This is a genomic window from Roseomonas gilardii subsp. gilardii, from assembly GCF_023078375.1.
Taxonomy (GTDB): domain Bacteria; phylum Pseudomonadota; class Alphaproteobacteria; order Acetobacterales; family Acetobacteraceae; genus Roseomonas; species Roseomonas gilardii.
Genome location: NZ_CP095554.1, coordinates 776550 through 797461 on the forward strand (window position 1 = coordinate 776550; position 20912 = coordinate 797461).

Sequence of the window (20912 nt, forward strand, 5' to 3'; positions counted from 1 at the left end):
AGCTGAAGGAGCGGCGACATGCCCAAGATCGAGGCCCGCCGCGTCGCCGCCTTCCTGCGCGATCCCGGCGCGGCGCGGCTCGTGCTGCTCTACGGTGACGATCCCGGCCTGGTGCGGGAGCGTTCCGACGCGCTGCTGAAGGCCGTGGTCGGCGGCGACGATCCCTTCCGCGTGGCGGAGCTGGCGCGCGATCAGGCGCAGCGGGGCGGGGCCCTGGCCGGGGAGGCGGCGGCGCTGGCCATGACCGGCGGGCGCCGCTTCGTGCGCGTGCGCGATGCCACCGATGCCCTGGCCCCCGCGGCGCGCGAGGTGCTGGCCGGGCGCGGCGAGGCGCTGGTGGTGCTGGAGGCGGGGGAGTTGCCGCGTTCCTCCCGCCTGCGCGCCCTGGCCGAAGGGCCGGGCGAGGCCGTGGCGGTGGAATGCTGGCGCGAACGCGGCGAGGCGCTGACCGCCAGCATCGGCGAGATCCTGCGCGAGGAAGGGGTGAAGGTGGAGCCTTCCGCCCTGGACTGGCTGAGCGAGCGGCTGGGCGAGGACCGTCGCCTGATGCGGCGCAGCCTGGAGAAGCTCGCCCTCTATGTCGGCCCCGGTGGCACGGTGGGGGAGGAGGATGTCCTCGCCTGCCTGGACGAAGGCATCAGCGCCGAGATCGGCGAGGCCCTGCTGAGCGCCACGGCGGGCGACGTGCCCCGCACCGATGCCCTGCTGGAAGGCGCCTTTTCCGAAGGGCTCAACCCGGTGGCGGCGATCCGCGCCGCCTTGCGCCATGTGCAGCGGCTGCATCTGGCCGCCCTGGCCGTGGCGGCGGGGCAGCCCCCCGGCACGGCCATGCAGGCCCTGCGCCCCCCCGTCTTCTTCCGCGACAAGCCGGGCTTCGAGCGCGCGCTGCGGATCTGGCGGCCCCACGCCCTGGCGGAGATGGGCGCGATGCTGCTGCGGGCCGAGGCGCGGGTGAAATCCGGCGGCACGGGAAAGCCGGTGCCCGACCGTGCCGTGGCGCGGGAGGCGGTGATGGCCATGGCCCGCCGGGCGGCGGCGCTGGCGCGGCGATAGGGACAACCATCCGGGGAAAACTGCGGGGGTCTGCTCCTCCTGTGCGATTCGGCACAGCCAGATCCGGCGGGTGGCTGCATCCTCTCCGGCACGTTCGGCCATCCTCGCCGGACCCCGGGAGCCAGACATGCGCGAAGCCCTGCCGCATTCTCAGCCGAACCTCCTTGAGCCGGACGCAGCGGCCCCGGTCTCCGCGGAGGCGAAGGAAGCCCAACTGATCCGGGACTGGCTGGTGGTCGAGGGAATCCAGCGGCTGCTGGCGGGGCTGCAACCCGACATGCTGGATCTGTTCGGGCAGGCGCTGGAACAGGTGGCCCGCGATCTGCGCGCCCACTCCACCGGGTTGCACATGGCGGGGCCCGTGGCGGTGCGGAAGCCGGAAGCCGCGACCGCCCTGGGCAGGGCCCGGACAGCGAGGCTTCCGCCCCGCCACCGTTCCCCGCTGATCTGACCCGGTACCTCCCGGCGCGTCACGCTTTCGGGGGGGGCGCCCCGTCAGGCATCGCCCGGATGCGGCGCCGCGCCGGGCTTCAGCAGGCGCAGGACGGCTTCGAGCTGATCGAGGTCGCGCCAGGACAGCACCAGCTTGCCGCCCTTGCCGGACCGCTTGATGGCCACGCCCAGGCCCAGGCGCTCGCCCAGGTCCTTCTCCAGCGCCCGGGTTTCCGGGTCCGACACCGTGCGCGCGGCGCTCGGCCGGGCGGGGGAGGCAGCGGCCAGCGCCTCGGTCTGGCGGACGTTCAGCCCCCGGGTCACCACCTGCTCGGCCAGCGCCACCGGGTCGTCGGCGGTCAGCAGGGCACGGGCATGGCCGGCGGTGAGCGAGCCGGAGGAAAGCAGGGCGCGCACCTTCTCCGGCAGGTTCAGCAGGCGCAGCGTATTGGCGACATGGCTGCGGCTCTTGCCCACCGCCTGGCCCAGCGTCTCCTGCTTCAGGCCGAAATCGTCGAGCAGGCGCTGGTAGCCGATCGCCTCCTCCAGCGGGTTCAGGTCCTCGCGCTGCAGGTTCTCCACGAGGCCGGCCGCCATGGCGGTGCGGTCGTCGAAGTCGCGGACGACGACGGGGACCTCGTGCTGCTTCGCGAGCTGGGCCGCGCGCCACCGGCGCTCGCCGCCGATGATCTGCCAGAGGCCGCTATGGCCGGGCTTCGGCCGCACCAGGATCGGCTGGAGGATGCCATGCTCCCGGATGGATTCCGCCAGTTCCTGGAGGGCCTCCGGCTCCATCGGGCCGCGCGGCTGGAAGGGGCCGGGCTCCAGCGCCTCGATCGGCAGCATGCGCTGGTGGTCATGGGGGGCGGCGGTGCTGGCGACGGCGACGGGGGCATCACCCAGCAGGGCCGACAGGCCCATGCCGAGACGGGCAGGCTTCTTCACGGGGTCTCCTTCTCGGCGGCCGTTTCCGCCTCGGGAGCGGGGCCTGCCGTGCGCTTGCGGGCGCGTTCGCGCTTCAGCAGCTCGGCGGCGAGGCGGATATAGGCCTGCGCGCCCGCCGAGCGGGAATCATAGAGGATCACCGGTAGCCCGTGGGAGGGCGCCTCGCTGACCCGGACATTGCGGGGGATGGTGGTCTCGAAGACCTTGTCCTTGAAGAAGGAGCGCACATCGGCCCCGACCAGCTCGGACAGGTTGTTGCGCCGGTCCACCATGGTCAGGACGATGCCCTCCAGCTCCAGCGCCGGGTTCAGGCCGCGCCGCACGCGGTCCAGCGTCCGGGCGATCTGGGACACGCCTTCCAGCGCGAAGAACTCGGCCTGCAACGGCACCAGCACGGAATGCGCGGCGACGAGCGCGTTCAGCGTGACCAGCCCCAGCGAGGGCGGGCAGTCGAAGATGATGCGGTCGTAGTCCTTGAGCACATCGCCCCCGGCATCGAGCGCCTCGGCGAGGCGGCGCTCGCGCTTCTCCTCGTTCACCAGCTCCACCTCCGCGGCCGCGAGATCGGCATCGGCGGGGAGGAGGGAGAGGTTGGGGATCTGCGTCGGGGCGATCACCTCGGCCAGGGTCTTCTGGCCGGTGAGCAGCGCATAGGTTCCGGCGCCGCGCTGGGCGCGCGGGCTGCCGAGGCCGGTGGAGGCATTGCCCTGCGGATCGAGGTCGATCAGCAGCACGCGCTCGGTGGAGGCCAGGGCGGTGGCGAGGTTCACCGCCGTCGTGGTCTTGCCCACGCCACCCTTCTGGTTGGCGAGGGCAAGGCGGTGGGCCGGTCGGGAGGACCCGGGGCCACGCCGCCGGGGAGAGGTATCAGAGGCCGGCACGTCGTATCCCGGAGATGCGGAGAAGAGTGGCGGAAGGGTCGGTCCCGCTGGGGAACCGCTCCACCGCCATGGACCATGAGGGGGTGGCCTCGGTCAACTCGGCCTCGGCGGTTTTGCCCTTCGGGAACAAGGCAATGCCCTCCGGCGCCAGGAAACGGGCGGCATAGGGCAGCAGCAGTTTGAGCGGCGCCAGGGCGCGGGCGGTCAGCACGCCCAGCGGGGGGAGGGTGGTGTCCTCGATCCGGCGCGGATGCACGGTGATGTTCCGGGCGCCCAATTCCCCCGCCACGGCCTGGAGGAAGGCGGCCTTGCGCTTGTCCGCTTCCACGAGGTTCCAGAGGCGCGCGGGCTCGGCCAGGGCCAGCACCATGCCGGGCAGCCCGCCGCCCGAGCCGAGATCGGCGGCCGGCATCTGGTTGCCGGGGAGGAGGGGGAGGAGCTGGAGCAGATCCTCGATATGCCGGGTGCGGAATTCGGCGGCGTCGCGCGGGGCGATCAGGTTGATCCGCTCGTTCCAGCGCAGCAGCATCGCGGCATAGGCATCCAGCCGTTCCCGCGTTTCACGTGGAACCTTGGTCATGCCGCCACCCCATGCGTCCTGTCGGCCATGCGCCGCAGATGGCCCGCCAGCGCGGCGAGGCCGGCCGGGGTGATGCCGGGGATCCGCCCGGCGCTGCCCAGCGTGGCGGGGCGGGCGGCATCGAGGCGCTGGCGCATCTCGGTGGAAAGCCCGGGGACCGAGGCGAAATCCAGCCCTTCGGGGATGCGGAGGCGCTCCTCGCGCTCCAGCAGCCGCATCTCGGCCTCCTGCCGCCGCAGATAGGGGGCATAGAGCGCCTCGGCCTCCAACTGCGCCAGGACAGTCGGGGAGAGGTCGCGCAGCCAGGGAAAGGCCAGGCTGGCATCGATGCCGGGGAGGGAGAGCACCTCCAGCACCGTGCGCCGCTTGCCATCCTCGTTCACCGGGATACCGGCGGCATTCAGGGCGCTGGGCGTGGCGCTCTCGGTCCGGGCGCGGTGCAGCGCCGCCTCCACCGCCTGGCCGAATGCGGCGAAGCGGGCGGCACGTTCCGCCCCGATGCAGCCCCAGCGCAGACCCAGCGAGGTCAGGCGCAGCCCGGCATTGTCGGCCCGCAGCGAAAGGCGATGCTCGGCCCGCGCCGTCAGCATGCGATAGGGCTCGCTCACCCCCTGGGTGGTCAGGTCGTCCACCAGCACGCCGAGATAGGCTTCGGAGCGGAGCAGCAGGCGGTCCTCCCGGCTTCCCCCGGCGCGGGCGGCGGCATTCAGCCCCGCCAGCAGCCCCTGGGCGGCGGCTTCCTCATAGCCCGTGGTGCCATTGACCTGTCCCGCCAGGAAGAGCCCCGGCACGGCCTTGGCCTCCAGGGTCGGGCGCAGGGCGCGCGGGTCGAAGAAGTCGTATTCCACCGCATAGCCGGGGCGCAGGATCGCCGCGCGCTCCAGCCCGGGGATGCTGGCGATCATCGCCGCCTGGATCTCCGCCGGCAGGCTGGTGGAGATGCCGTTGGGATAGACCGTCGGGTCCTCCAGCCCTTCCGGTTCCAGGAAGATCTGGTGCCGCTCCCGCTCCGCGAAGCGCACCACCTTGTCCTCGATGGAGGGGCAGTAGCGCGGGCCGCGCCCGGTGATCTGGCCGGAATGCACCGGCGCCTCGTGCAGGTTGGCGCGAATCAGCGCGTGCGTCTCCGGCGTGGTGGCGGTGATGCCGCATTCCACCTGCCGGTTGGCGATCCGCTCCGTCATCCAGGACAGCGGCTCCGGCACCGCGTCGCCCGGCTGCATCTCCAGCGCGGCCCAGTCGATCGTCCGCCCGTCCAGCCGCGGCGGCGTGCCGGTCTTCAGCCGCGCGGTCGGCAGGCCCAGCGCCGCCAGCGCCAGGGCCAGCCCGACCGAGGGCGCATCGCCGACACGCCCGGCGGCCTCGCGCTTCCGCCCGACATGGATCTCCCCGCGCAGGAAGGTGCCGGCCGTCACCACCAGTGCGCCACAGCGCAGCCTTTCGCCATCCGCCAGCAGCACGGCGGAAACGGCGCCGGACGCATCGCGCTCCAGCCCCTCCGCCGCGCCTTCGCGCAGGGTCAGGCCGGGCACCTGCCGCAGCAGGGCCTGCACCGCCGCGCGGTACAGCGCCCGGTCGGCCTGGGCCCGCGGCCCGCGCACCGCCGGCCCCTTGCTGGCGTTCAGCAGCTTGAAATGGATCCCCGCCGCATCGGCGGCGCGGCCCATGAGGCCGTCCAGCGCATCGATCTCGCGCACCAGATGCCCCTTGCCGACCCCGCCGATCGCGGGGTTGCAGGACATCTCGCCCAGCCGGTCCAGCCGGTGGGTCAGCAGCAGCGTGCGGGCCCCACAGCGCGCGGCGGCGGCGGCGGCCTCGGTGCCGGCATGGCCGCCACCCACCACCACCACATCCCAGAAGGTCTCGGTCATGCGCGCCCGTATAGCGCCGGGGGCGGGCCGGTGCATCCTCCTTGGCGGGTGGCGTCGCGCTTCGGGGCTGGCCCCCGGGGGAAAAGGCGGAGCCTTGTCCCCCCGGGGAGGGGGCAAGGTCAGCGCCGGAACAGGATGCTGCCGACCCAGCCCGCGAAGGCGGCGAGGGCGATGCAGGCCAGGCCGTAGAGAAGGGGCTGTTCGTGGGAGACGGTGGTGATCTCGGCCGCGGTGCCGACGCGCCGCACCTCGAAGGGGAGTTCCTGCCGCGCCACAACGCGTCCTTCGCGCACCAGCAGCACCTGCACGAAATAGTCCCCGGGCGGCACGATGGAGGGCAGCGACAGCCGGGCGTGGAAGAGCCGGCCGCCGGACACCTCGACCGGCGCCTTGTCCTCCTGCCAGAGATCGGCGGCCACCTTGCGGTCCACCAGCGCCTGCCGGAAATCCGGGTCGCTGCTGCCCTGGGCGCGGCGGGCCAGGGCATTCAGGCCGAGTTGCAGGGCGCGGCGCTCATCCTGTCCCAGCAGGCTCCGGAGCGGCTGCGTGCCAGCGAGCGCGTACCAGGAGGGTACGTCGTCGAAGCGGGCGGAGCTGCCATTGACCCAGGCGCCGAGCACGCGGGTCCGGCGGCGGACGACCTGCGACTGCGCCGGGCCCTGTCCCACCACGATGACATTGTCGCCCGCGGGGCCGATGGGACGTTCCGTGGCCCCGAAGACCAGCACGTCGGTGCCGGAGAAGGCGGTGGTGACCTCCACGCTGGGCTGGCCGAGCTGGGTGACGAGGGCCGGCGCGCCCTGGAGGGAGGGGGCGCCGGCGGCGGCGGGGGCAGGGGCGGCGCCGGCTGGGCGGGCAGCCGGCCCGGCAGGAGGGCGAGCAGCAGCAAGGCCGCCGGAGCGAAGCCCCTGGCCAGCCAGCCCGGGCGCCCAGGCTGCCTGTTCCGATCCGGGCCGGGCAACCTCACGGCGCGCGCGCCGCCGGCGGACCCGGCCTCCGGGCCATCCTTCCCCGTCCGCCGGGTCTCATCGCACGGGACCGATGGCGTAAAGGCTGTCAGGGGTCCGCAGCAGTTCCCACAGCAGGCTGAGCGCCACCGTCAGCACCAGCGAGCCCAGCAGGGCCCGCATCTCCTCCCCCCGCAGCCGGTTGCCCCAGGCGGCGCCGAACTGCGCCCCGGCCACGCCGCCCAGCAGCAGCAGCAGCGTCAGCACGATATCCACCGAACCCGTCTGCAACGCCTGCAGCAGCGTCACGCTGGCGGTGACGAAGGTGACCTGGAAGAGCGAGGTGCCGATGGTGACGGAGGTCGGGATGCCGAGCAGGTAGATCATCGCCGGCACCAGCATGAAGCCGCCGCCCACGCCCATGATGGCCGAGAGCAGGCCGATGCCCATCCCCACGGCGAAGGGCGGGATGGCGGACATGTAGAGGCGCGACTTGCGGAAGCGGATCTTGAGCGGCAGCCCATGCGCCCAGGAATGCTGGTGCAGCCGCTTCGGCGCGATGCCGGCGCGGCGGCGCAGGATGGCGCGCACGCTCTCGCGCACCATCAGCGCGCCGACCGAGCCCAGCACGACGATGTAGAAGAGCGACACGACCAGATCGGCCTGGCCCATCCGGCGCAGCAGCACGAAGAGCTGCGTGCCGAGCGTCGAGCCGGTGAGGCCGCCCGCCAGCAGCACCAGCCCCATGCGGATATCGACATTGCCGCGCCGCCATTGCGCGATCAGCCCGGAAACGGAGGCGCCGAGCGTCTGGTTGGCGCCGGAGGCGACGGCGACGGAGGAAGGGATGCCGATCAGGATCAGGATCGGCGTCAGCAGGAATCCGCCGCCGACGCCGAACAGCCCCGACAGGAAGCCGACGCCGCCGCCGATCCCCAGCAACAGAAGCGCATCCACCGACATCTCGGCGATCGGCAGATAGACCTGCATCCGATTCCCCGTGCCCCCCGCACCATATTCCCGCCCGGGGCCTCGCCCCGAACCCATAGCCCATAAGCGCGGTCTGGTTGACACGCGGCAACGGGGGCCGGATCGAATCCTGTCCCCTGTGGCTTGCTGATCCAAGCTTCGAATCGTGGCGGGTTTTCGGCTAAGGATCGGCAAATCAGCCGCGGTGGCTCGCGGCCTGGAGGCTTCCCCGGTGCCCGACACCTTCTCCCTGTCCCGACGCCGCCTGCTCGGCGCCTCGCTGGTCCTGCCCGCCCTGACCCTGCCCATGCTGGCTCTTCCGGCCATCCGGCGCGCGCAGGCGGAGCCCACCGGGCGCGTCTCCATCGTGCACTTCAACGACTTCCATTCGCACCACGACCCGATCGTGGCGGGCGGCGCCGCCTGCCGGGAGGGCAAGACATGCTTTGGCGGCGCCGCGCGCCTGGCCACCGCGATCCGCGAGGCCCGGGCCGCCGCCACGGCCGATGGCTACGCGCCGCTGACGCTCGATGCGGGGGACGAGTTCACCGGCACGCTGTTCTACACCCTCCACCGCGGCGCGGCCGAGGCGGCGGTGCAGGTGGCCAACGGCGTCCAGGCCATGACCCTGGGCAACCACGAATTCGACAACGGCCCGGCCAATCTCGCGCGCTATCTGGAGCGGCTGCCCTTTCCCATCGTCTCGGCCAATCTCGACCTCGCCGACGAACCCGCGCTGCGCGACCGCGTGATCCCCTGGACCATGCTGGAAGCCGGCGGGCGCAAGGTGGCTGTGGTCGGCCTCACCACACAGGAAACGGCGATCACCTCCTCCGCCGGCCCCACGGTCCGCTTCGGCGACCCGGCGGCGGCGATGGAGCGCGTGCTGTCGCAGCTCCGTGCCCAGGGGGAGTGAGGGCGCCGCCACGGTGCTGGTGCTGTCGCATCTGGGCCTGGAGGCCGACCGCAAGCTGGCGCGCGAGGTGGCGGGCATCGACCTGATCGTCGGCGGCCATTCGCACACGCTGCTGGCCAATGGGCTGGAAGGGGCGGAGGGGCCGGACCCGGTGATGGAGCAGGGCCCCTCGGGCCTCGTCCGCATCGTGCAGGCGGGGTGCTACAGCCGCTATCTCGGTCGGCTGGACCTCGACCTCTCGCCCGAGGGCCGGGTGCTGTCGCATCGCGGGCTGATGCGGGAGCTGACCATGGACGTCGCCCCCGATCCGGCGGTCGCCGCCATCGTCGCCACCTATGCCCGGCCGCTGGAGGAGCTGCGCCGCAAGCCGGTCACGACGATGCCGGTGACGCTGAGCAACGAGAGCTGCCGCACCAGCGAATGCGCCCTGGGCAATCTGATGGCCGAGGCCATGCTGGCCGCCGTGCCGAAGGCCGATGCCGCCATCACCAATGGCGGCGGCATGCGCACCGGGCTGGTGGAAGGCATGGTGACCATGGGCGACATCCTGGCCATGCTGCCCTTCAACAACACGCTCGCCACCGCCACGCTGAAGGGGGCGGACATCAAGGCGGCGCTGGAGAACGGCCTCTCCCGCGCCCCGGAAAGCATCGGCCGCTTCCCGCAGGTGGCCGGGATGCGCGTGGTCTGGAACATCCAGCGCCCGCCCGGCGACCGCATCGTGAGCCTGGAGATCGGCGGCAAGCCCTACGACCCCGAGAAGGTCTACCGCATCGTCACCAACAACTTCATGCGCCAGGGCGGCGACGGCTACGACAGCTTCCGCGACAAGGCGCTCGACCACTACGACAACGGCGCGCCGCTGGAGGATTCCCTGATCGACTACCTCTCCGCCGGCAAACCCCTCCCCGGCATCGACGGCCGCCTCGCCCGCGGGACCTGAAGAGGATCGGGCCGGGGCCAGAGGGGCTCTGCCCCTCTGGACACCCCGCCAAGGGACGTTAGTCCCTTGGAACCCTATGAGCGCTCCGCGAGGAAGGGGCTTCGACCGCCGTTGCGCCATCTGGCGACCGGTGTCCTGTTCCCCCTCCTCGCGGAGCGCTCATGGCGGGGTCTCGGGGGATACTATCCCCCTGAGCGGAGGGTCCGGGAGGCAGAGCCTCCCGGAGCGCCACGCTTGAACTTCTCAGGACGCCGCGACGCGGGCGTGTTCGGCGGCCTCGGCGGTGGCGAATTCGCTGCTGACGGAGGCGTGCGCCCGGCGCTGGCGGTGGTTTTGGATGCCCAGGGCGGGGAAGAGGAGTTCGGCGACGCGGTAGGCTTCTTCCAGGTGCGGGTAGCCGGAGCCGATCACCGTCTCGATGCCGATCTCCTGGTATTCGCGCAGGCGCTGGGCGACCTGGGCGGGGGTGCCGACCAGAGCGGTGCCGGCGCCGCCGCGGATCAGGCCGACGCCGGCCCAGAGGTTGGGGGCGACCACGAGGCGGTCGCGGCGGCCGCCATGGAGCTCGGCCATGCGGCGCTGGCCGACGCTGTCCATTTCCTTCAGGAAGCGCTGCTGCGCCACCTCGATGGCCTTGTCAGACACGCGGGAGATCAGCTTCTCCGCCGCCTTCCACGCCTCCTCCTCGGTCTCGCGCACGATGAAGTGCAGGCGGATGCCGAAGCGGAGCTTGCGGCCGCGCAGCGCGGCGCGGCGGCGCACGGCCTCCACCTTCTCCGCCACCTGGGCCACCGGCTCGCCCCAGGTGAGATAGGTCTCGACCTGCTCGGCCGCGAGCTCCTGCCCGGCCTCGGAGGAGCCGCCGAACCAGAGCGGCGGATGCGGCTCCTGCAACGCCGTCAGGTCGAGATGCCCGTCCTCCATGCGGAAGTACCGGCTGTCATGGTTCACCCGCTCGCCGGAGAGCAGCCCGCGCCAGATGCGCAGGAACTCGGCGGCCTGGGCATAGCGCTCGTCATGCGGCAGGAAGACGCCATCCGCCGCCAGTTCGCGCGGATTGCCGCCCACCACGACGTTGAGCAGCAGGCGCCCGTCGGTCAGCCGGTCCAGCGCCGCGGTCTGGCGCGCGGCGAAGGCCGGGGTGGTGACGCCCGGGCGCAGCGCGACGAGGAACTTCAGCCGCTCCGTGGCAGGGGCGAGGCCGGCGGCGGTGATCCAGCTATCCTCGCAGTTCTGGCCGGTGGGCAGCAGCACGCCTTCATAGCCCAGCCGGTCCACGGCCTGGGCGACCTCGCGGAAATAGCGGAATTCGGGCGGCCGCTGCTGGGCCTCGGAGCCCAGATAGCTCCCGTCGCCATGGGTGGGGATGAACCAGAAGAAGCGGATCGGCGTGTCGGTCATGCGTGGGATTCTTCGGAAAGGGCTGGCCGGGAGGCGGGATCAGGCGCGGGGCGGCGTCCAGACCGCGTCGCGGATCTGGATCGGGCGGCGGATCAGGCCGAGCCGGAGGAAGCGGTCGGCGGTGGCCTGCTGCTTCGCCACGATCTCGTCGCTCAGCGGCAGGATGCCGAAATCGGTGCGCTCGGCGGCCACGGTCTGGGCCTTGATCTCGACGCCGGTGATCTCGGCGAGGGCGGCGGCCACCTGGCCCCGGTTGGCCTCGGCCCAGGCGGCGGCCTGCTTCAGCCCTTCCAGCGCCTGCACGATCACCTGCGGGTATGCCTCGGCGAAGGCGCGGCGGGCCAGCAGGAAGGAATGGGCCGGCGCCACATCCGCCGCGCTGGCGAGGATGCGGACAGGCTCGCGCGCCTGGGCCAGGGCCAGGAAGGGGTCCCAGATCGTCCAGGCATCGATGTCGCCGCGCCCGAAGGCGGCCGCCGCATCCGCCGGCGGCAGCAGCACCGGGGTGATGTCGCCATAGGCGAGACCGGCCTTCTCCAGCGCCGCGACGGTGAGGTTGTGCGAGCTGGAACCGCGCGTGAAGCCGACGCGCCGGCCCTTCAGCTCCGCCAGCGAGCGGATCGGCGAGGATTCGCGCACAATGATGGCCTCGCCCAGCCGGGTGGGCGGGGTGGCGGCGACATAGACCAGCTCGGCCCCGGCGGATTGCGCGAAGATCGGCGGCGCGTCGCCGGTATAGCCGAAATCGATGCTGCCGGCGTTCAGCGCCTCCAGCAGCGGCGGCCCGGCGGCGAATTCGGACCAGGTAACGGGAATCCTCGGCTCGGCCAGCCGCTGCTCGATCAGGTGCTGTTGCCGCGCGACGACGAGGAGGCCGATCTTCTGGTAGCCGATATGGAATCCGGCGGGCGGCGCGGCCTGGGCATGGCGTGGCAGGGCGGCCAGGCCCGCGCAGCCGAGCGCGGCCAGGGAAAGAAGCGTATGGCGGCGTGTCGGCTGCATGGCGGAACCCTTGTCGGAACGCCGGGGTGGCCTGTCAGGCCGCGCCCGTTTCTGCCGCCGATGAAGCACGCGGTCGGAACGTTGGTCAATTTTATGCACGTAGTCAATTCGTGCAATCTTTCGCCGGCTGGGAGAATAAACATCTCCATCTTTCGCAACGGATGACGCCGCGGTCATGGACAGCGGGGCGGGCGGGTGATGCACTCGCACCGCTGGACGAACCGCCTGGACCCCGCCGATGACCCTTTCCCGCCGTGCCGCCGCCCTGCTGGCCGCAGCGCCCCTGGCCCTTTCCCTGGCCTTTCCCGCCGATGCCCAAACCGGGGGAGCCCAGGGCGCGTCCGACAAGGTGCTGCGCGTGGCGCCGCATGCCGACCTGCGCACGCTGGACCCGGTGGTGGCCTCGATCCTCATCACCCGCATCCACGGGACGATGATCTACGAGACCCTCTTCTCCTGGGATTCGCAGCTCCAGCCGAAGCCGCAGATGGTGGACCGGTTCGAGACCTCGGCGGACAACCTGACCTGGAGCTTCCATCTCCGCGACGGGCTGAAGTTCCATGATGGGCAGCCGGTGACCTCGCGCGACGTGGTGGCCTCGCTGAACCGCTGGATGACGCGCGACACGGCCGGCGCCAAGCTGCGCGAGTACACCGCCTCGCTGGAGGTGGTGGACGACCGCAGCTTCACGCTGAAGCTGAACAAGCCGACCGGCAGCGTGCCCTTCATGCTGGGCTCCGCGGTCGGGCAGATCCCCGCGATCATGCGGGAGGCGGATGCGAAGACCGACCCCACCACGCCGGTCACCACCGCCATCGGCTCCGGCCCCTTCCGCTTCAACAAGGAGGCGTGGCGGCCCGGCGCGCTGGTCGTCTACGACCGCAATCCGGACTATGTGCCGCGCGCCGAGCCGCCGGACGGGCTGGCCGGCGGAAGGGTGGTGAAGGTGGACCGCGTCGAGTGGCACATCATGCCCGACCCGGCCACGGCGGCCTCGGCCCTGCAGACGGGCGAGATCGATGTCTGGGAGCAGCCGGCGCAGGACCTGCTGCCGATGCTGCAGGGCGCCCGGGGGATCGTGGTGGACAAGTACACCACCAACCAGGCGATGCTGCGGCCGAATCACCTCTTCCCGCCCTTCAACGATCCGCGGGCGCGGCTGGCCATGGCCTATCTGGTGAACCAGGAGGACGCGCTGGCCGCCGGGGTGGGCGACGAGAAGTGGTGGAAGACCTGTGGCAGCTATTTCGTCTGCGGCAGCCCGAACGGCACGGAGGCCGGTTCCGAGGGCTATGCCAGGCCGAACGTCGCGCGGGCGAAGCAGCTCCTGGCCGAGGCCGGCTACAAGGGGGAGAAGGTGGTGCTGATCACCACCAACGACATCCCCGCCATCGGCCGCATGGCCGAGGTCGCCGCCGCCAACCTCAAGGAAGGCGGGATGAACGTGGATGTCCAGTTCCAGGACTGGGGCACCGTGACCTCCCGCCAGCCGAAGAAGGATCCGCCGGACCAGGGTGGCTGGAACCTCTTCGTGACCTTCGCCTCCGCCGCCACCATGCAGTCGCCGATCACCAATATCGGCACCAACATGGCCTGCGACCGCGCCTGGGCCGGCTGGCCCTGCGACGCGGAGGCCGAGCGCCTGCGCAACGCCTATGTCGAGGCGATCGGGCCGGAGGCGCAGCAGAAGGCGGTCGTCGCCCTGCACAAGCGGCTGACGGAGGTGCAGCCCTACCGGCTGCTCGGCCAGTTCGACCAGCCCTATGCCCGCCGCAGCAATGTCACCGGCTTCGTGCCGGGGCCGGTGCTGACCTTCTGGAACGTCGAGAAGAAATAAGGCCGGCCGTCACCGGGAATCCGGGTCCGCCGCCTCCGCCGGGGCGGCCCGGAGCGGGGCGAGCAGGGCCTCCACCCGCCGCGTTTCCGGAGCGAGGTCGTGGCGCTCCAGCGGGGTGCGGTGCCGCAGCACCGGGCTGGCCGCGGCCACGGCCTCCCAGGCCCGGCCGAAATCCGGCTGCGCCAGCAGGGCCGCCAGGGCAGGGCCTTCCAGCCCGAATCCGTCGGCCTCCACCGCGGCGTCCTCCACCGGGGCGCGGAACAACCGCCGCGCCAGTGCCCGCAGCCGGTAGCGCCGGGCGGCGTCCAGGGCCGGTTCCAGCCGCCCCTCGATCGGGGCGTCGGTGGCGCCGATCAGGAAGCGCATCGTATCCGCCATGCCCCCCTGGGCACGGCCATGGAGGCGGCAGGACACCTCCACCACCACCTCCGGCGCGTGGCGCAGGCGCGCATCGATCCGCCGCAGCGCGTCGCAGAAGGCCCGGTCCTCGCCCAGCGCCTGGGAGGGCAGGCCGCCGGCGCGGCGATAGGCGGCCAGGGTCACCGCCATGCTGGCCCCCGATTCGCAGTCGTGCCGGGGCCAGGGATCGGCCGGGTCGGGGTCCAGCCGCGCTGCCAGCTCCACCAGCAGGGCGTCGTAGCGCTCCTCCTCCGCGCTGCGCTGCCGCAGGGCGGCGGGGAGGGCGCGCTCATGCTCCTCCGGGTCCACGGTGATCAGGCCCAGCACCGCATCGGCCCCGGCCTCCAGCGCCAGGAGGTTGCGCGCCACCCAGTCCCGCGCCGGGCGGCCATCGGCATCCGTGGTCAGCAGCACGGCACCCGGCACGGCATCCCGTTCCAGCCAGAGGGCGGCCGCTTCCATGGCACGGCGCCGTGCCTCGCCCGCATGGGCCAGTTCGGGCGGCAGGCTTTCCTCCAGCACTAGCAGCGGGAAGGGCAGGCGCCCCGCCATGTCCCGCGCCAGGGCGGCGGTGCCGTCGCTGGTGTTGTTGACCAGCAGCACCACGCCGAAGCGCCCCGGGGCCAGCGGGGAGCCGCCGGGCACAGACTGGGCGGCCAGGGCGGCGAGACAGAGGGGGACGGCCTCGGCCTCGTCGCGGGCCGGGATGGCGACCAGGGCGGCAGGGGGCGGACCGGGCGGCAGGCGAAGCCGCAGGCTCTCGCGGAAGGCAGGCAAGGGTTGGTCCCCGACAGTGGCGGGCGCGGAACGCCCGGGTTTTCCGCTGCGTTTCATGACCGATGCGACAGGCGCCGGAAAGCGCCTTTCCGCCGTTGCGGAAGGGGGCCCGGGTGCGGTCATGCCGCGGGGCGGATCGCGGTCATGGGCCAGGGTGATTGGCGCGGGCCGGACAGGGAGCCTAACCTATCCCGCAGCGCCGTTGCCCGGCCACCTGCCCCGATCGCGCGATCCCGGCCCGTCCCTGCCGGCGGTCGCCCTGCCCTGGAGTGACATATGCCCGATACGATCGACACCGCCGCGCTGGACCGGCTCTTCCGCGCCGCCCGTTCGCAGAACAAGTGGCAGGACCGCCCCGTTTCCGAGGCGCAGCTGCGCGAGATCTATGACCTGCTGAAGCTGGGGCCGACCGCCGGCAACAGCTCGCCCGCCCGCTTCGTCTTCGTCACCTCCCCGGAAGGCAAGGAGAAGCTGCGCCCCGCCCTTTCGAGCGGCAACCTGGAGAAGACGATGAGCGCCCCGGTCGTGGCCATCGCCGCCTATGACCTGGACTTCACCGAGCAACTGCCGAAGCTGTTCCCGCACATGGATGCGCGCCCCTGGTATGCGGACCCCGAGGTGCGGCAGGTCAATGCCTTCCGCAACGGCAGCCTCCAGGCCGCCTATCTGATCATGGCGGCGCGCGCCGTCGGGCTGGATGCAGGGCCGATGAGCGGCTTCGACAACGCCCTGGTGGACGAAGCCTTCTTCGCCGGCACGCGGATCAGGTCCAACATGCTGGTGAACCTGGGCTATGGCGACCCCGCCGGGGTGCGGGAGCGCCTGCCGCGCCTGAGCTTCGAGGAAGCCTGCCGCATCGCCTGATGCTGCGGCGGGGGAGGGGTCCGGCCCTTCCCTCGCCCGGCTCCGCCACTGGCCCCTTGGAGGCTGGCGGGCGGGGCAGGGGGCCGAGGCAGGATGGCCGGGCTTCCGGCCACCCCCACCCGGGATCAGGCCGCGAGGCGCCCCGCGGCCGGGTCGAGGCGGTAGCCGCCGCCCTCGGTCAGCAGCAGGGAGGCATTGGCCGGGTCCTGCTCGATCTTCTGGCGGAGGCGGTAGATATGGGTTTCCAGCGTGTGCGTGGTCACCGCCGCGTTGTAGCCCCAGACCTCGTTCAGCAGCACCTGCCGCGCCACCGGACGGCCGCCGGCGCGGTAGAGGAACTTCAGGATCGAGCATTCCTTCTCGGTCAGCCGGATGCGGCGGTTCTTCACCGTGTCCTGCAGCACCTTGGCGGCCGGGCGGAAGGTATAGGGGCCGACCACAAAGACCGCGTCCTCGCTGTTGTCGAAGACCCGGAGCTGGGCCCGGAGACGGGCCAGCAACTCGTTGATCCGGAAGGGCTTCGCGATGTAGTCGTTGGCCCCCGCATCCAGGCCGCGCACCACGTCGCTCTCCCCGTCCGCGCCGGTCAGCATGATGATGGGCACGCGCACCCCATCACGCCGCAGCTTGGCGCAGAGGTCGCGGCCATTGCCATCCGGCAAGCCGATATCGAGCAGCACCGCGTCATAGCGCGCGCTGGGCTCCAGCAGGGCATGCTCCGCCTGCTCGGCCGTCCCGGCCTCATGCACCGCGAACTCCCCGTCGAGGGATAATTGTTCGCTCAGGGTGGCGCGCAGCGCCGGGTCATCATCCACGATCAGGACAGGCCGGGGGCCGGACATGCCATCCTCATTGTCGCAACTGTCAAGATTCCCAAGATGCTACAACCGCAGCGTTCCTGGATTGTGCCGACCGGGAACCGGCCATGCAAGACTTCGCCTCGCGATTTCGTGGCTATTGGAAGATTGGCAAGACCGCAAGGACCGCCATTTTGTCATCACCCGGGCACGCTGTGTCCATTCCGCATCAGGTCCTCTTTTCATTCCGGCCGAACAAGAGAAGCGACAGACCCATGGATCCCTTGCCCCGGCCTGCTCCGGGACGCCCTGACGCCGCCACAGAGAGCGGGGCTGGCACGGCTCTGCACGTCCAGGCTTTGCGCGGCGTGCACCGTGCCCTGGGGGAGCTCCGGCGCGGGACGCCCGTCCTGCTGCGCGGGCCGGATGGAGACGGCCTGCTGGTCGGAGCGGCCGAAACGCTCTCGGGCCGGGGCCTGACGGAATTCGCGCCGGACCAGCGGGCAGGGGAGCGGACCGGGGGCGGGGAGCCGCCGGTCCTGTTGCTGGAGGCGACGCGCGCCGCCGCCATCCTGGCCAGCGGTTCCGGTTCCGCCCTGGCGGCCGGGCCCGTCGCCCTGCGGACCTCGCCCGCCCTGATGAATCCGGCCGCTCTCCGTCACCTCGCGGACCCGACGGCGGAGCGCCTGCTGCCCATGCCGGCCGAGCCGGTGCCGGTGCCCCCGCTGGCCAGGGCCGCGCTGGCCCTGGCCAAGCTGGGGCGGCTGCTGCCCGCCCTGCTCGCCATGCCGTGCCGGACCCTGCCGGACGGGCTGCTCGAGGTGCCGGCGGCGGATGTCGTCGCCTATCCGGAGACGGCCGCCACCACCCTGACCCCCGTGGCGGAGGCCCGCGTGCCGCTGGAGGATTCGGCCGAGACGCGGATCGTCGCCTTTCGCCCGGCGGATGGAGGGATCGAGCACCTCGCCATCCTGGTGGGGGAGCCCGAGGCCCTGGCCGCCCGCGGCGGGGCGCCGCTGACCCGGGTGCATTCGGAATGCTTCACCGGCGACCTGCTCGGCAGCCTGCGCTGCGATTGCGGCCCACAGCTGCGCGGCGCCATCGCCCGCATGGCGGCGGAAGGCAGCGGCGTGCTGCTCTACCTCGCCCAGGAAGGGCGCGGCATCGGGCTGGTGAACAAGCTGCGCGCCTATGCGCTGCAGGATGGCGGGCTCGACACGCTCGATGCCAACCGGGCCCTGGGCTATGGCGCCGACGAGCGGAACTTCCTGGTCGCGGCGGAGATGCTGCGGGCCCTGCACATCCCCCGCGTGCGGCTGCTGACCAACAACCCGGAAAAGATCGCCGGCCTCGCCGCCTGCGGCATCGAGGTGGTGGACCGGGTGCGGCATGCCTTCGTGGCCAATGGGGTCAATGACGGCTATCTGGAAACCAAGGCGCTGCGCTTCGGCCATCTGCTGAAGTAGCCGGCGCGACCAACCGATCTGAGGAATGCCCCCGACGTGATGGGCCTCGTCCTGCCGGATGGCCGAACCACCGGCCATCTGATCCTCGGCCGCGACCGCTGGCCCTGCGCCCTGGGCAAGGGCGGCATCCGCGCCGACAAGGCGGAAGGCGACGGCGCCACGCCGGCCGGCCCCCTGCCGCTGCGCCGTGTCCTCTACCGCGCCGACCGGCTGCATCCGCCGGCCTGCGCCGTGCCGGTGGAGCCGATCGCGCCGCAGGACGGCTGGTGCGACGATCCGGGGCACGCGGACTACAACCGGCCCGTCGCCCTGCCGCATCCAGCCCGGCACGAGGAACTGTGGCGGCAGGACGGGCTTTACGACGTGGTCGGCGTGCTGGGCTGGAACGACGACCCGGTGGTGCGGGGGCGCGGCAGCGCCATCTTCCTGCATGTCGCCCGGCCGAACTTCGCGCCCACCGAGGGCTGCGTCGCCCTGCCCCTCCCCGACCTGCTTTTCGTGCTGTCGAAGGGGCTGACCGGGATCGAGGTCCGTCCCGGCTGAGCCATGCTCCTCTCGCCCGCCGCCTGAACCCCCGGGCGGCATCACGTCCTTGCGGCGGGCGATTGCGCCGGGCCGGTTTCGGGGCCATTCAGGGTTCCGGCGGCCGCTGCGGCCCCTGTCCTTTCAACCCTCTGTCTTTCATGGCTGGCAACTGCCCATGGCCCGACGCCCCCGTGGGCTGAGCGATGCCGACCGCCGCCTGTGGCGGGCCTGGGTCGCGATCAACCATGTCGCGGCCCTGCCCGGGCACGCGCCGCCACCGGCCGAACCCGCGTCACCGCCCGCCCCGGCCGAAACGGCCGCCGCGCCGCCTCCGGAACCCGCCGCCAGGCCGGCCGCGAAGCCCGCGCGCCCGACCATGCCGGAGCTGCAGATCGGCCAGCCCGGCCCGGGATTGGACGCGAAGCGGTGGAAGGAGCTCCGGAAGGGCCGCATCAAGCCCGAGCGGGTGCTGGACCTGCATGGGCGCCGGGTGCAGGACGCCCATGCCGCCGTGCTGTCCTTCATCCTGGCCGCGCATGCCGACGACCTGCGCTGTGTCGCCATCGTCACCGGCAAGGGCTCGGGCGAGGGGGGCGTGCTGCGCCGGGAACTGCCGCACTGGCTGAACCTGCCGCCCCTGAGGCCGCTGCTGCTCGGCATCAGCCATGCCCATGCGGCGAATACCGGCGCCGTGCATCTCCTGCTGCGGCGGCGGGAACGGGTGAGGGGATTCAGGTAGCGCCGCTGCTGTGGCCAGCCCCGGGCTGAGGCTCCGCCTCCCCCGGTCCCCCTCCGCTGGGGAGATGGTATCTCCCCAGACCCCGCCTTTCGTTGGCACTGGTGGGCAAGGTCAGTCCCGGACCCGATCCCTGAGCGCAGGTGGATCGGCGGGGCTCCCAGCGGACCGAAGGACCCCAAAGAAAAACGCCCGCCGCATTGCCGCGGCGGGCGCCTGTTTTCCGATGGGGCGGGGAAAGCCGCTGCGTCAGCGGTTCACCAGCTTGGCCGGAACCATCAGCACGATGGCCGCGCCGAGCACCAGGAAGCCCGCCAGCACGTACATGCCCATGGCCGAGGACTGGGTCATGTCACGCAGCGTGCCGATCAGGTAAGGGCTGGCGAAGCCCGCCAGATTGGCCACCGAGTTGATGAGGGCGATGCCCGAGGCCGCCGCCGCGCCGGACAGGAAGGCGGTGGGCAGCGACCAGAAGAGCGGCGCGCAGGCCAGCACGCCCGCCGCGGCCATCGAGAGGAAGATGATCGCGATGGTGGTGCTGGACGCCGTCGCCGCGATGATGAAGCCTACGGCCCCCAGCAGTGCCGGGACCACCAGGTGCCAGCGGCGCTCGCGCCGCGCATCGGCGCTGCGGCTGAAGCCCACCATGGCGATGATGGCGCAGATGAAGGGGATGGCGCTGAGCAGGCCGATGTTGAAGTCGCCCGACACGCCGGAGGCCTTCACCAGCGTCGGCATCCAGAAGGTCAGCCCGTACTGGCCCATGACGAAGCTGAAGTAGATCAGGCACATCACCCAGATGCGCGGGTCGCGCAGCACGACGAAGACGGACTGGTGCTCATCCTTGCCGCTGCCATCGGCCGCGATGTTGCGGGCGAGGATGTCCTTCTCGTCCTCGTCCAGCCACTTCGCGCTCTTCACGCCATTGTCGAGATAGGCGAGCAGGACGAGGCCCAGTACGACGGCGGGCACGGCCTCGATCAGGAACATCCACTGCCAGCCGCTCCAGCCCTTGATGCCGTCGAAGCTCTGCATGATCCAGCCGGAGAGCGGGTTGCCGAGGATGCCGGCGGCCGGGCTGCCCGCCTGGAAGATGGCGAACATCTTGGCGCGGCGGTTCGAGGGGAACCAGTAGGTGAGGTAGAGGATGACGCCCGGATAGAAGCCGGCCTCCGCCACGCCGAGCAGGAAGCGCAGCACATAGAATTGCCAGGCATTCTCCACGAACATGAAGAGCGCGGAGAGGATGCCCCAGGTGATCATGATGCGCGCCATCCAGATGCGCGCCCCCACCTTGTGCAGGATGATGTTGCTCGGCACCTCGAAGAAGAAATAGCCGAGGAAGAAGATGCCGGCGCCCAGGCCGAAGACGGTCTCGCTGAAACCCAGTTCCTGCGACATCTGCAGCTTGGCGAAGCCGACATTGACGCGGTCCAGATAGGCCACGACGTAGCAGAGCATCAGCAGAGGCATGATGCGGAAGGCGACCTTGCGGTACAGGCCGTCCTCCGTCGCCGCCGGAGCAAGGCTCGCGGCGCCGGCATGTGCGCTCATAGTGTTCCTCCAGATCG

Annotated in this window: 20 protein-coding genes; 9 read left to right on the forward strand and 11 right to left on the reverse strand. The window is 71.8% G+C overall.

Annotation, left to right across the window (positions count from 1 at the left end):
• Nucleotides 1–18: 18 nt before the first annotated feature.
• Together holA and MVG78_RS03645 are read left to right on the forward strand one after the other, a co-directional pair.
• Nucleotides 19–1053 carry a DNA polymerase III subunit delta gene (gene holA, locus MVG78_RS03640; RefSeq protein WP_247558274.1) on the forward strand — a complete coding sequence of 345 codons (1035 nt, stop codon included), beginning with the start codon at nucleotides 19–21 and terminating at the stop codon, nucleotides 1051–1053.
• Between the two features lie 127 nt (nucleotides 1054–1180).
• Nucleotides 1181–1504 carry a hypothetical protein gene (locus MVG78_RS03645; RefSeq protein WP_247558276.1) on the forward strand — a complete coding sequence of 108 codons (324 nt, stop codon included), beginning with the start codon at nucleotides 1181–1183 and terminating at the stop codon, nucleotides 1502–1504.
• A gap of 44 nt (nucleotides 1505–1548) precedes the next feature.
• On the opposite strand, the gene MVG78_RS03650 is transcribed toward MVG78_RS03645, so the two are convergent.
• The 6 genes from MVG78_RS03650 to MVG78_RS03675 all read right to left on the reverse strand — a co-directional run bounded on the left by MVG78_RS03650 (nucleotide 1549) and on the right by MVG78_RS03675 (nucleotide 7699).
• Nucleotides 1549–2406, reverse strand: a complete 858-nt coding sequence (locus MVG78_RS03650) for a ParB/RepB/Spo0J family partition protein (RefSeq protein WP_247560291.1) — start codon at nucleotides 2404–2406, stop codon at nucleotides 1549–1551.
• A gap of 20 nt (nucleotides 2407–2426) precedes the next feature.
• Entirely contained in the window at nucleotides 2427–3221 is a 795-nt protein-coding gene (locus MVG78_RS03655) for a ParA family protein (protein WP_247558278.1), read from the reverse strand.
• Between the two features lie 76 nt (nucleotides 3222–3297).
• Nucleotides 3298–3891: a 16S rRNA (guanine(527)-N(7))-methyltransferase RsmG gene (gene rsmG / locus MVG78_RS03660; RefSeq protein ID WP_247558280.1), complete on the reverse strand. Its 594-nt coding sequence runs from the start codon at nucleotides 3889–3891 to the stop codon at nucleotides 3298–3300.
• Nucleotides 3888–5762, reverse strand: coding sequence for a tRNA uridine-5-carboxymethylaminomethyl(34) synthesis enzyme MnmG (gene mnmG / locus MVG78_RS03665; protein ID WP_247558282.1), 1875 nt, complete (start codon nucleotides 5760–5762; stop codon nucleotides 3888–3890). Before mnmG ends, rsmG begins: the two co-directional genes overlap by 4 nt.
• A gap of 119 nt (nucleotides 5763–5881) precedes the next feature.
• Nucleotides 5882–6523: a TIGR02186 family protein gene (locus tag MVG78_RS03670; protein WP_247558284.1), complete on the reverse strand. Its 642-nt coding sequence runs from the start codon at nucleotides 6521–6523 to the stop codon at nucleotides 5882–5884.
• A 264-nt stretch (nucleotides 6524–6787) separates the two neighbouring features.
• Nucleotides 6788–7699: a sulfite exporter TauE/SafE family protein gene (locus tag MVG78_RS03675; protein WP_247558286.1), complete on the reverse strand. Its 912-nt coding sequence runs from the start codon at nucleotides 7697–7699 to the stop codon at nucleotides 6788–6790.
• A gap of 211 nt (nucleotides 7700–7910) precedes the next feature.
• On the opposite strand from MVG78_RS03675, the gene MVG78_RS03680 reads away from it, so the two are divergent.
• Both MVG78_RS03680 and MVG78_RS03685 read left to right on the forward strand, forming a co-directional pair.
• Nucleotides 7911–8594 (forward strand): metallophosphoesterase, encoded by a 684-nt coding sequence (locus MVG78_RS03680; RefSeq protein ID WP_247558288.1) that lies wholly within the window; start codon nucleotides 7911–7913, stop codon nucleotides 8592–8594.
• Nucleotides 8578–9537, forward strand: a complete 960-nt coding sequence (locus MVG78_RS03685; RefSeq protein ID WP_247558290.1) for a bifunctional metallophosphatase/5'-nucleotidase — start codon at nucleotides 8578–8580, stop codon at nucleotides 9535–9537. Before MVG78_RS03680 ends, MVG78_RS03685 begins: the two co-directional genes overlap by 17 nt.
• Nucleotides 9538–9780: 243 nt before the next feature.
• On the opposite strand, the gene ssuD is transcribed toward MVG78_RS03685, so the two are convergent.
• Both ssuD and MVG78_RS03695 read right to left on the reverse strand, forming a co-directional pair.
• Complete coding sequence (gene ssuD, locus MVG78_RS03690; protein WP_247558292.1) at nucleotides 9781–10938, reverse strand: FMNH2-dependent alkanesulfonate monooxygenase; 1158 nt, start codon at nucleotides 10936–10938, stop codon at nucleotides 9781–9783.
• 39 nt (nucleotides 10939–10977) lie between these two features.
• Complete coding sequence (locus tag MVG78_RS03695; RefSeq protein WP_247558294.1) at nucleotides 10978–11940, reverse strand: aliphatic sulfonate ABC transporter substrate-binding protein; 963 nt, start codon at nucleotides 11938–11940, stop codon at nucleotides 10978–10980.
• Between the two features lie 238 nt (nucleotides 11941–12178).
• On the opposite strand from MVG78_RS03695, the gene MVG78_RS03700 reads away from it, so the two are divergent.
• Nucleotides 12179–13777, forward strand: a complete 1599-nt coding sequence (locus MVG78_RS03700; RefSeq protein ID WP_247558296.1) for an ABC transporter substrate-binding protein — start codon at nucleotides 12179–12181, stop codon at nucleotides 13775–13777.
• A 9-nt stretch (nucleotides 13778–13786) separates the two neighbouring features.
• Here the strand turns inward: MVG78_RS03700 and MVG78_RS03705 are convergent, their stop codons facing one another.
• The gene (locus MVG78_RS03705) at nucleotides 13787–14953 is read right to left on the reverse strand and encodes a glycosyltransferase family 2 protein (protein ID WP_247558298.1); all 1167 of its coding nucleotides are present in this window, start codon (nucleotides 14951–14953) and stop codon (nucleotides 13787–13789) included.
• 276 nt (nucleotides 14954–15229) lie between these two features.
• Here MVG78_RS03705 and MVG78_RS03710 point away from each other — a divergent pair, with 276 nt between their 5' ends.
• The gene (locus MVG78_RS03710; protein WP_247558300.1) at nucleotides 15230–15817 is read left to right on the forward strand and encodes a malonic semialdehyde reductase; all 588 of its coding nucleotides are present in this window, start codon (nucleotides 15230–15232) and stop codon (nucleotides 15815–15817) included.
• A 125-nt stretch (nucleotides 15818–15942) separates the two neighbouring features.
• Here MVG78_RS03710 and MVG78_RS03715 read toward each other — a convergent pair whose 3' ends face one another.
• On the reverse strand, nucleotides 15943–16659 hold the full coding sequence (locus MVG78_RS03715) for a response regulator transcription factor (RefSeq protein ID WP_019460976.1): 717 nt from the start codon (nucleotides 16657–16659) through the stop codon (nucleotides 15943–15945).
• A 323-nt stretch (nucleotides 16660–16982) separates the two neighbouring features.
• Between MVG78_RS03715 and ribA the strand changes: the two genes are divergently transcribed.
• The 3 genes from ribA (at nucleotide 16983) to MVG78_RS03730 (ending at nucleotide 19344) form a co-directional block, all read left to right on the forward strand.
• Nucleotides 16983–18080 (forward strand): GTP cyclohydrolase II, encoded by a 1098-nt coding sequence (gene ribA, locus MVG78_RS03720; RefSeq protein ID WP_345892856.1) that lies wholly within the window; start codon nucleotides 16983–16985, stop codon nucleotides 18078–18080.
• A gap of 39 nt (nucleotides 18081–18119) precedes the next feature.
• Nucleotides 18120–18623 carry a L,D-transpeptidase family protein gene (locus MVG78_RS03725; RefSeq protein WP_247560293.1) on the forward strand — a complete coding sequence of 168 codons (504 nt, stop codon included), beginning with the start codon at nucleotides 18120–18122 and terminating at the stop codon, nucleotides 18621–18623.
• A 157-nt stretch (nucleotides 18624–18780) separates the two neighbouring features.
• A complete protein-coding gene (locus tag MVG78_RS03730; protein ID WP_247558304.1) occupies nucleotides 18781–19344 on the forward strand; it encodes a Smr/MutS family protein in 564 nt (187 codons plus the stop codon).
• Between the two features lie 246 nt (nucleotides 19345–19590).
• Here MVG78_RS03730 and MVG78_RS03735 read toward each other — a convergent pair whose 3' ends face one another.
• Nucleotides 19591–20895 carry an MFS transporter gene (locus MVG78_RS03735; protein WP_247558306.1) on the reverse strand — a complete coding sequence of 435 codons (1305 nt, stop codon included), beginning with the start codon at nucleotides 20893–20895 and terminating at the stop codon, nucleotides 19591–19593.
• Nucleotides 20896–20912: the final 17 nt, after the last annotated feature.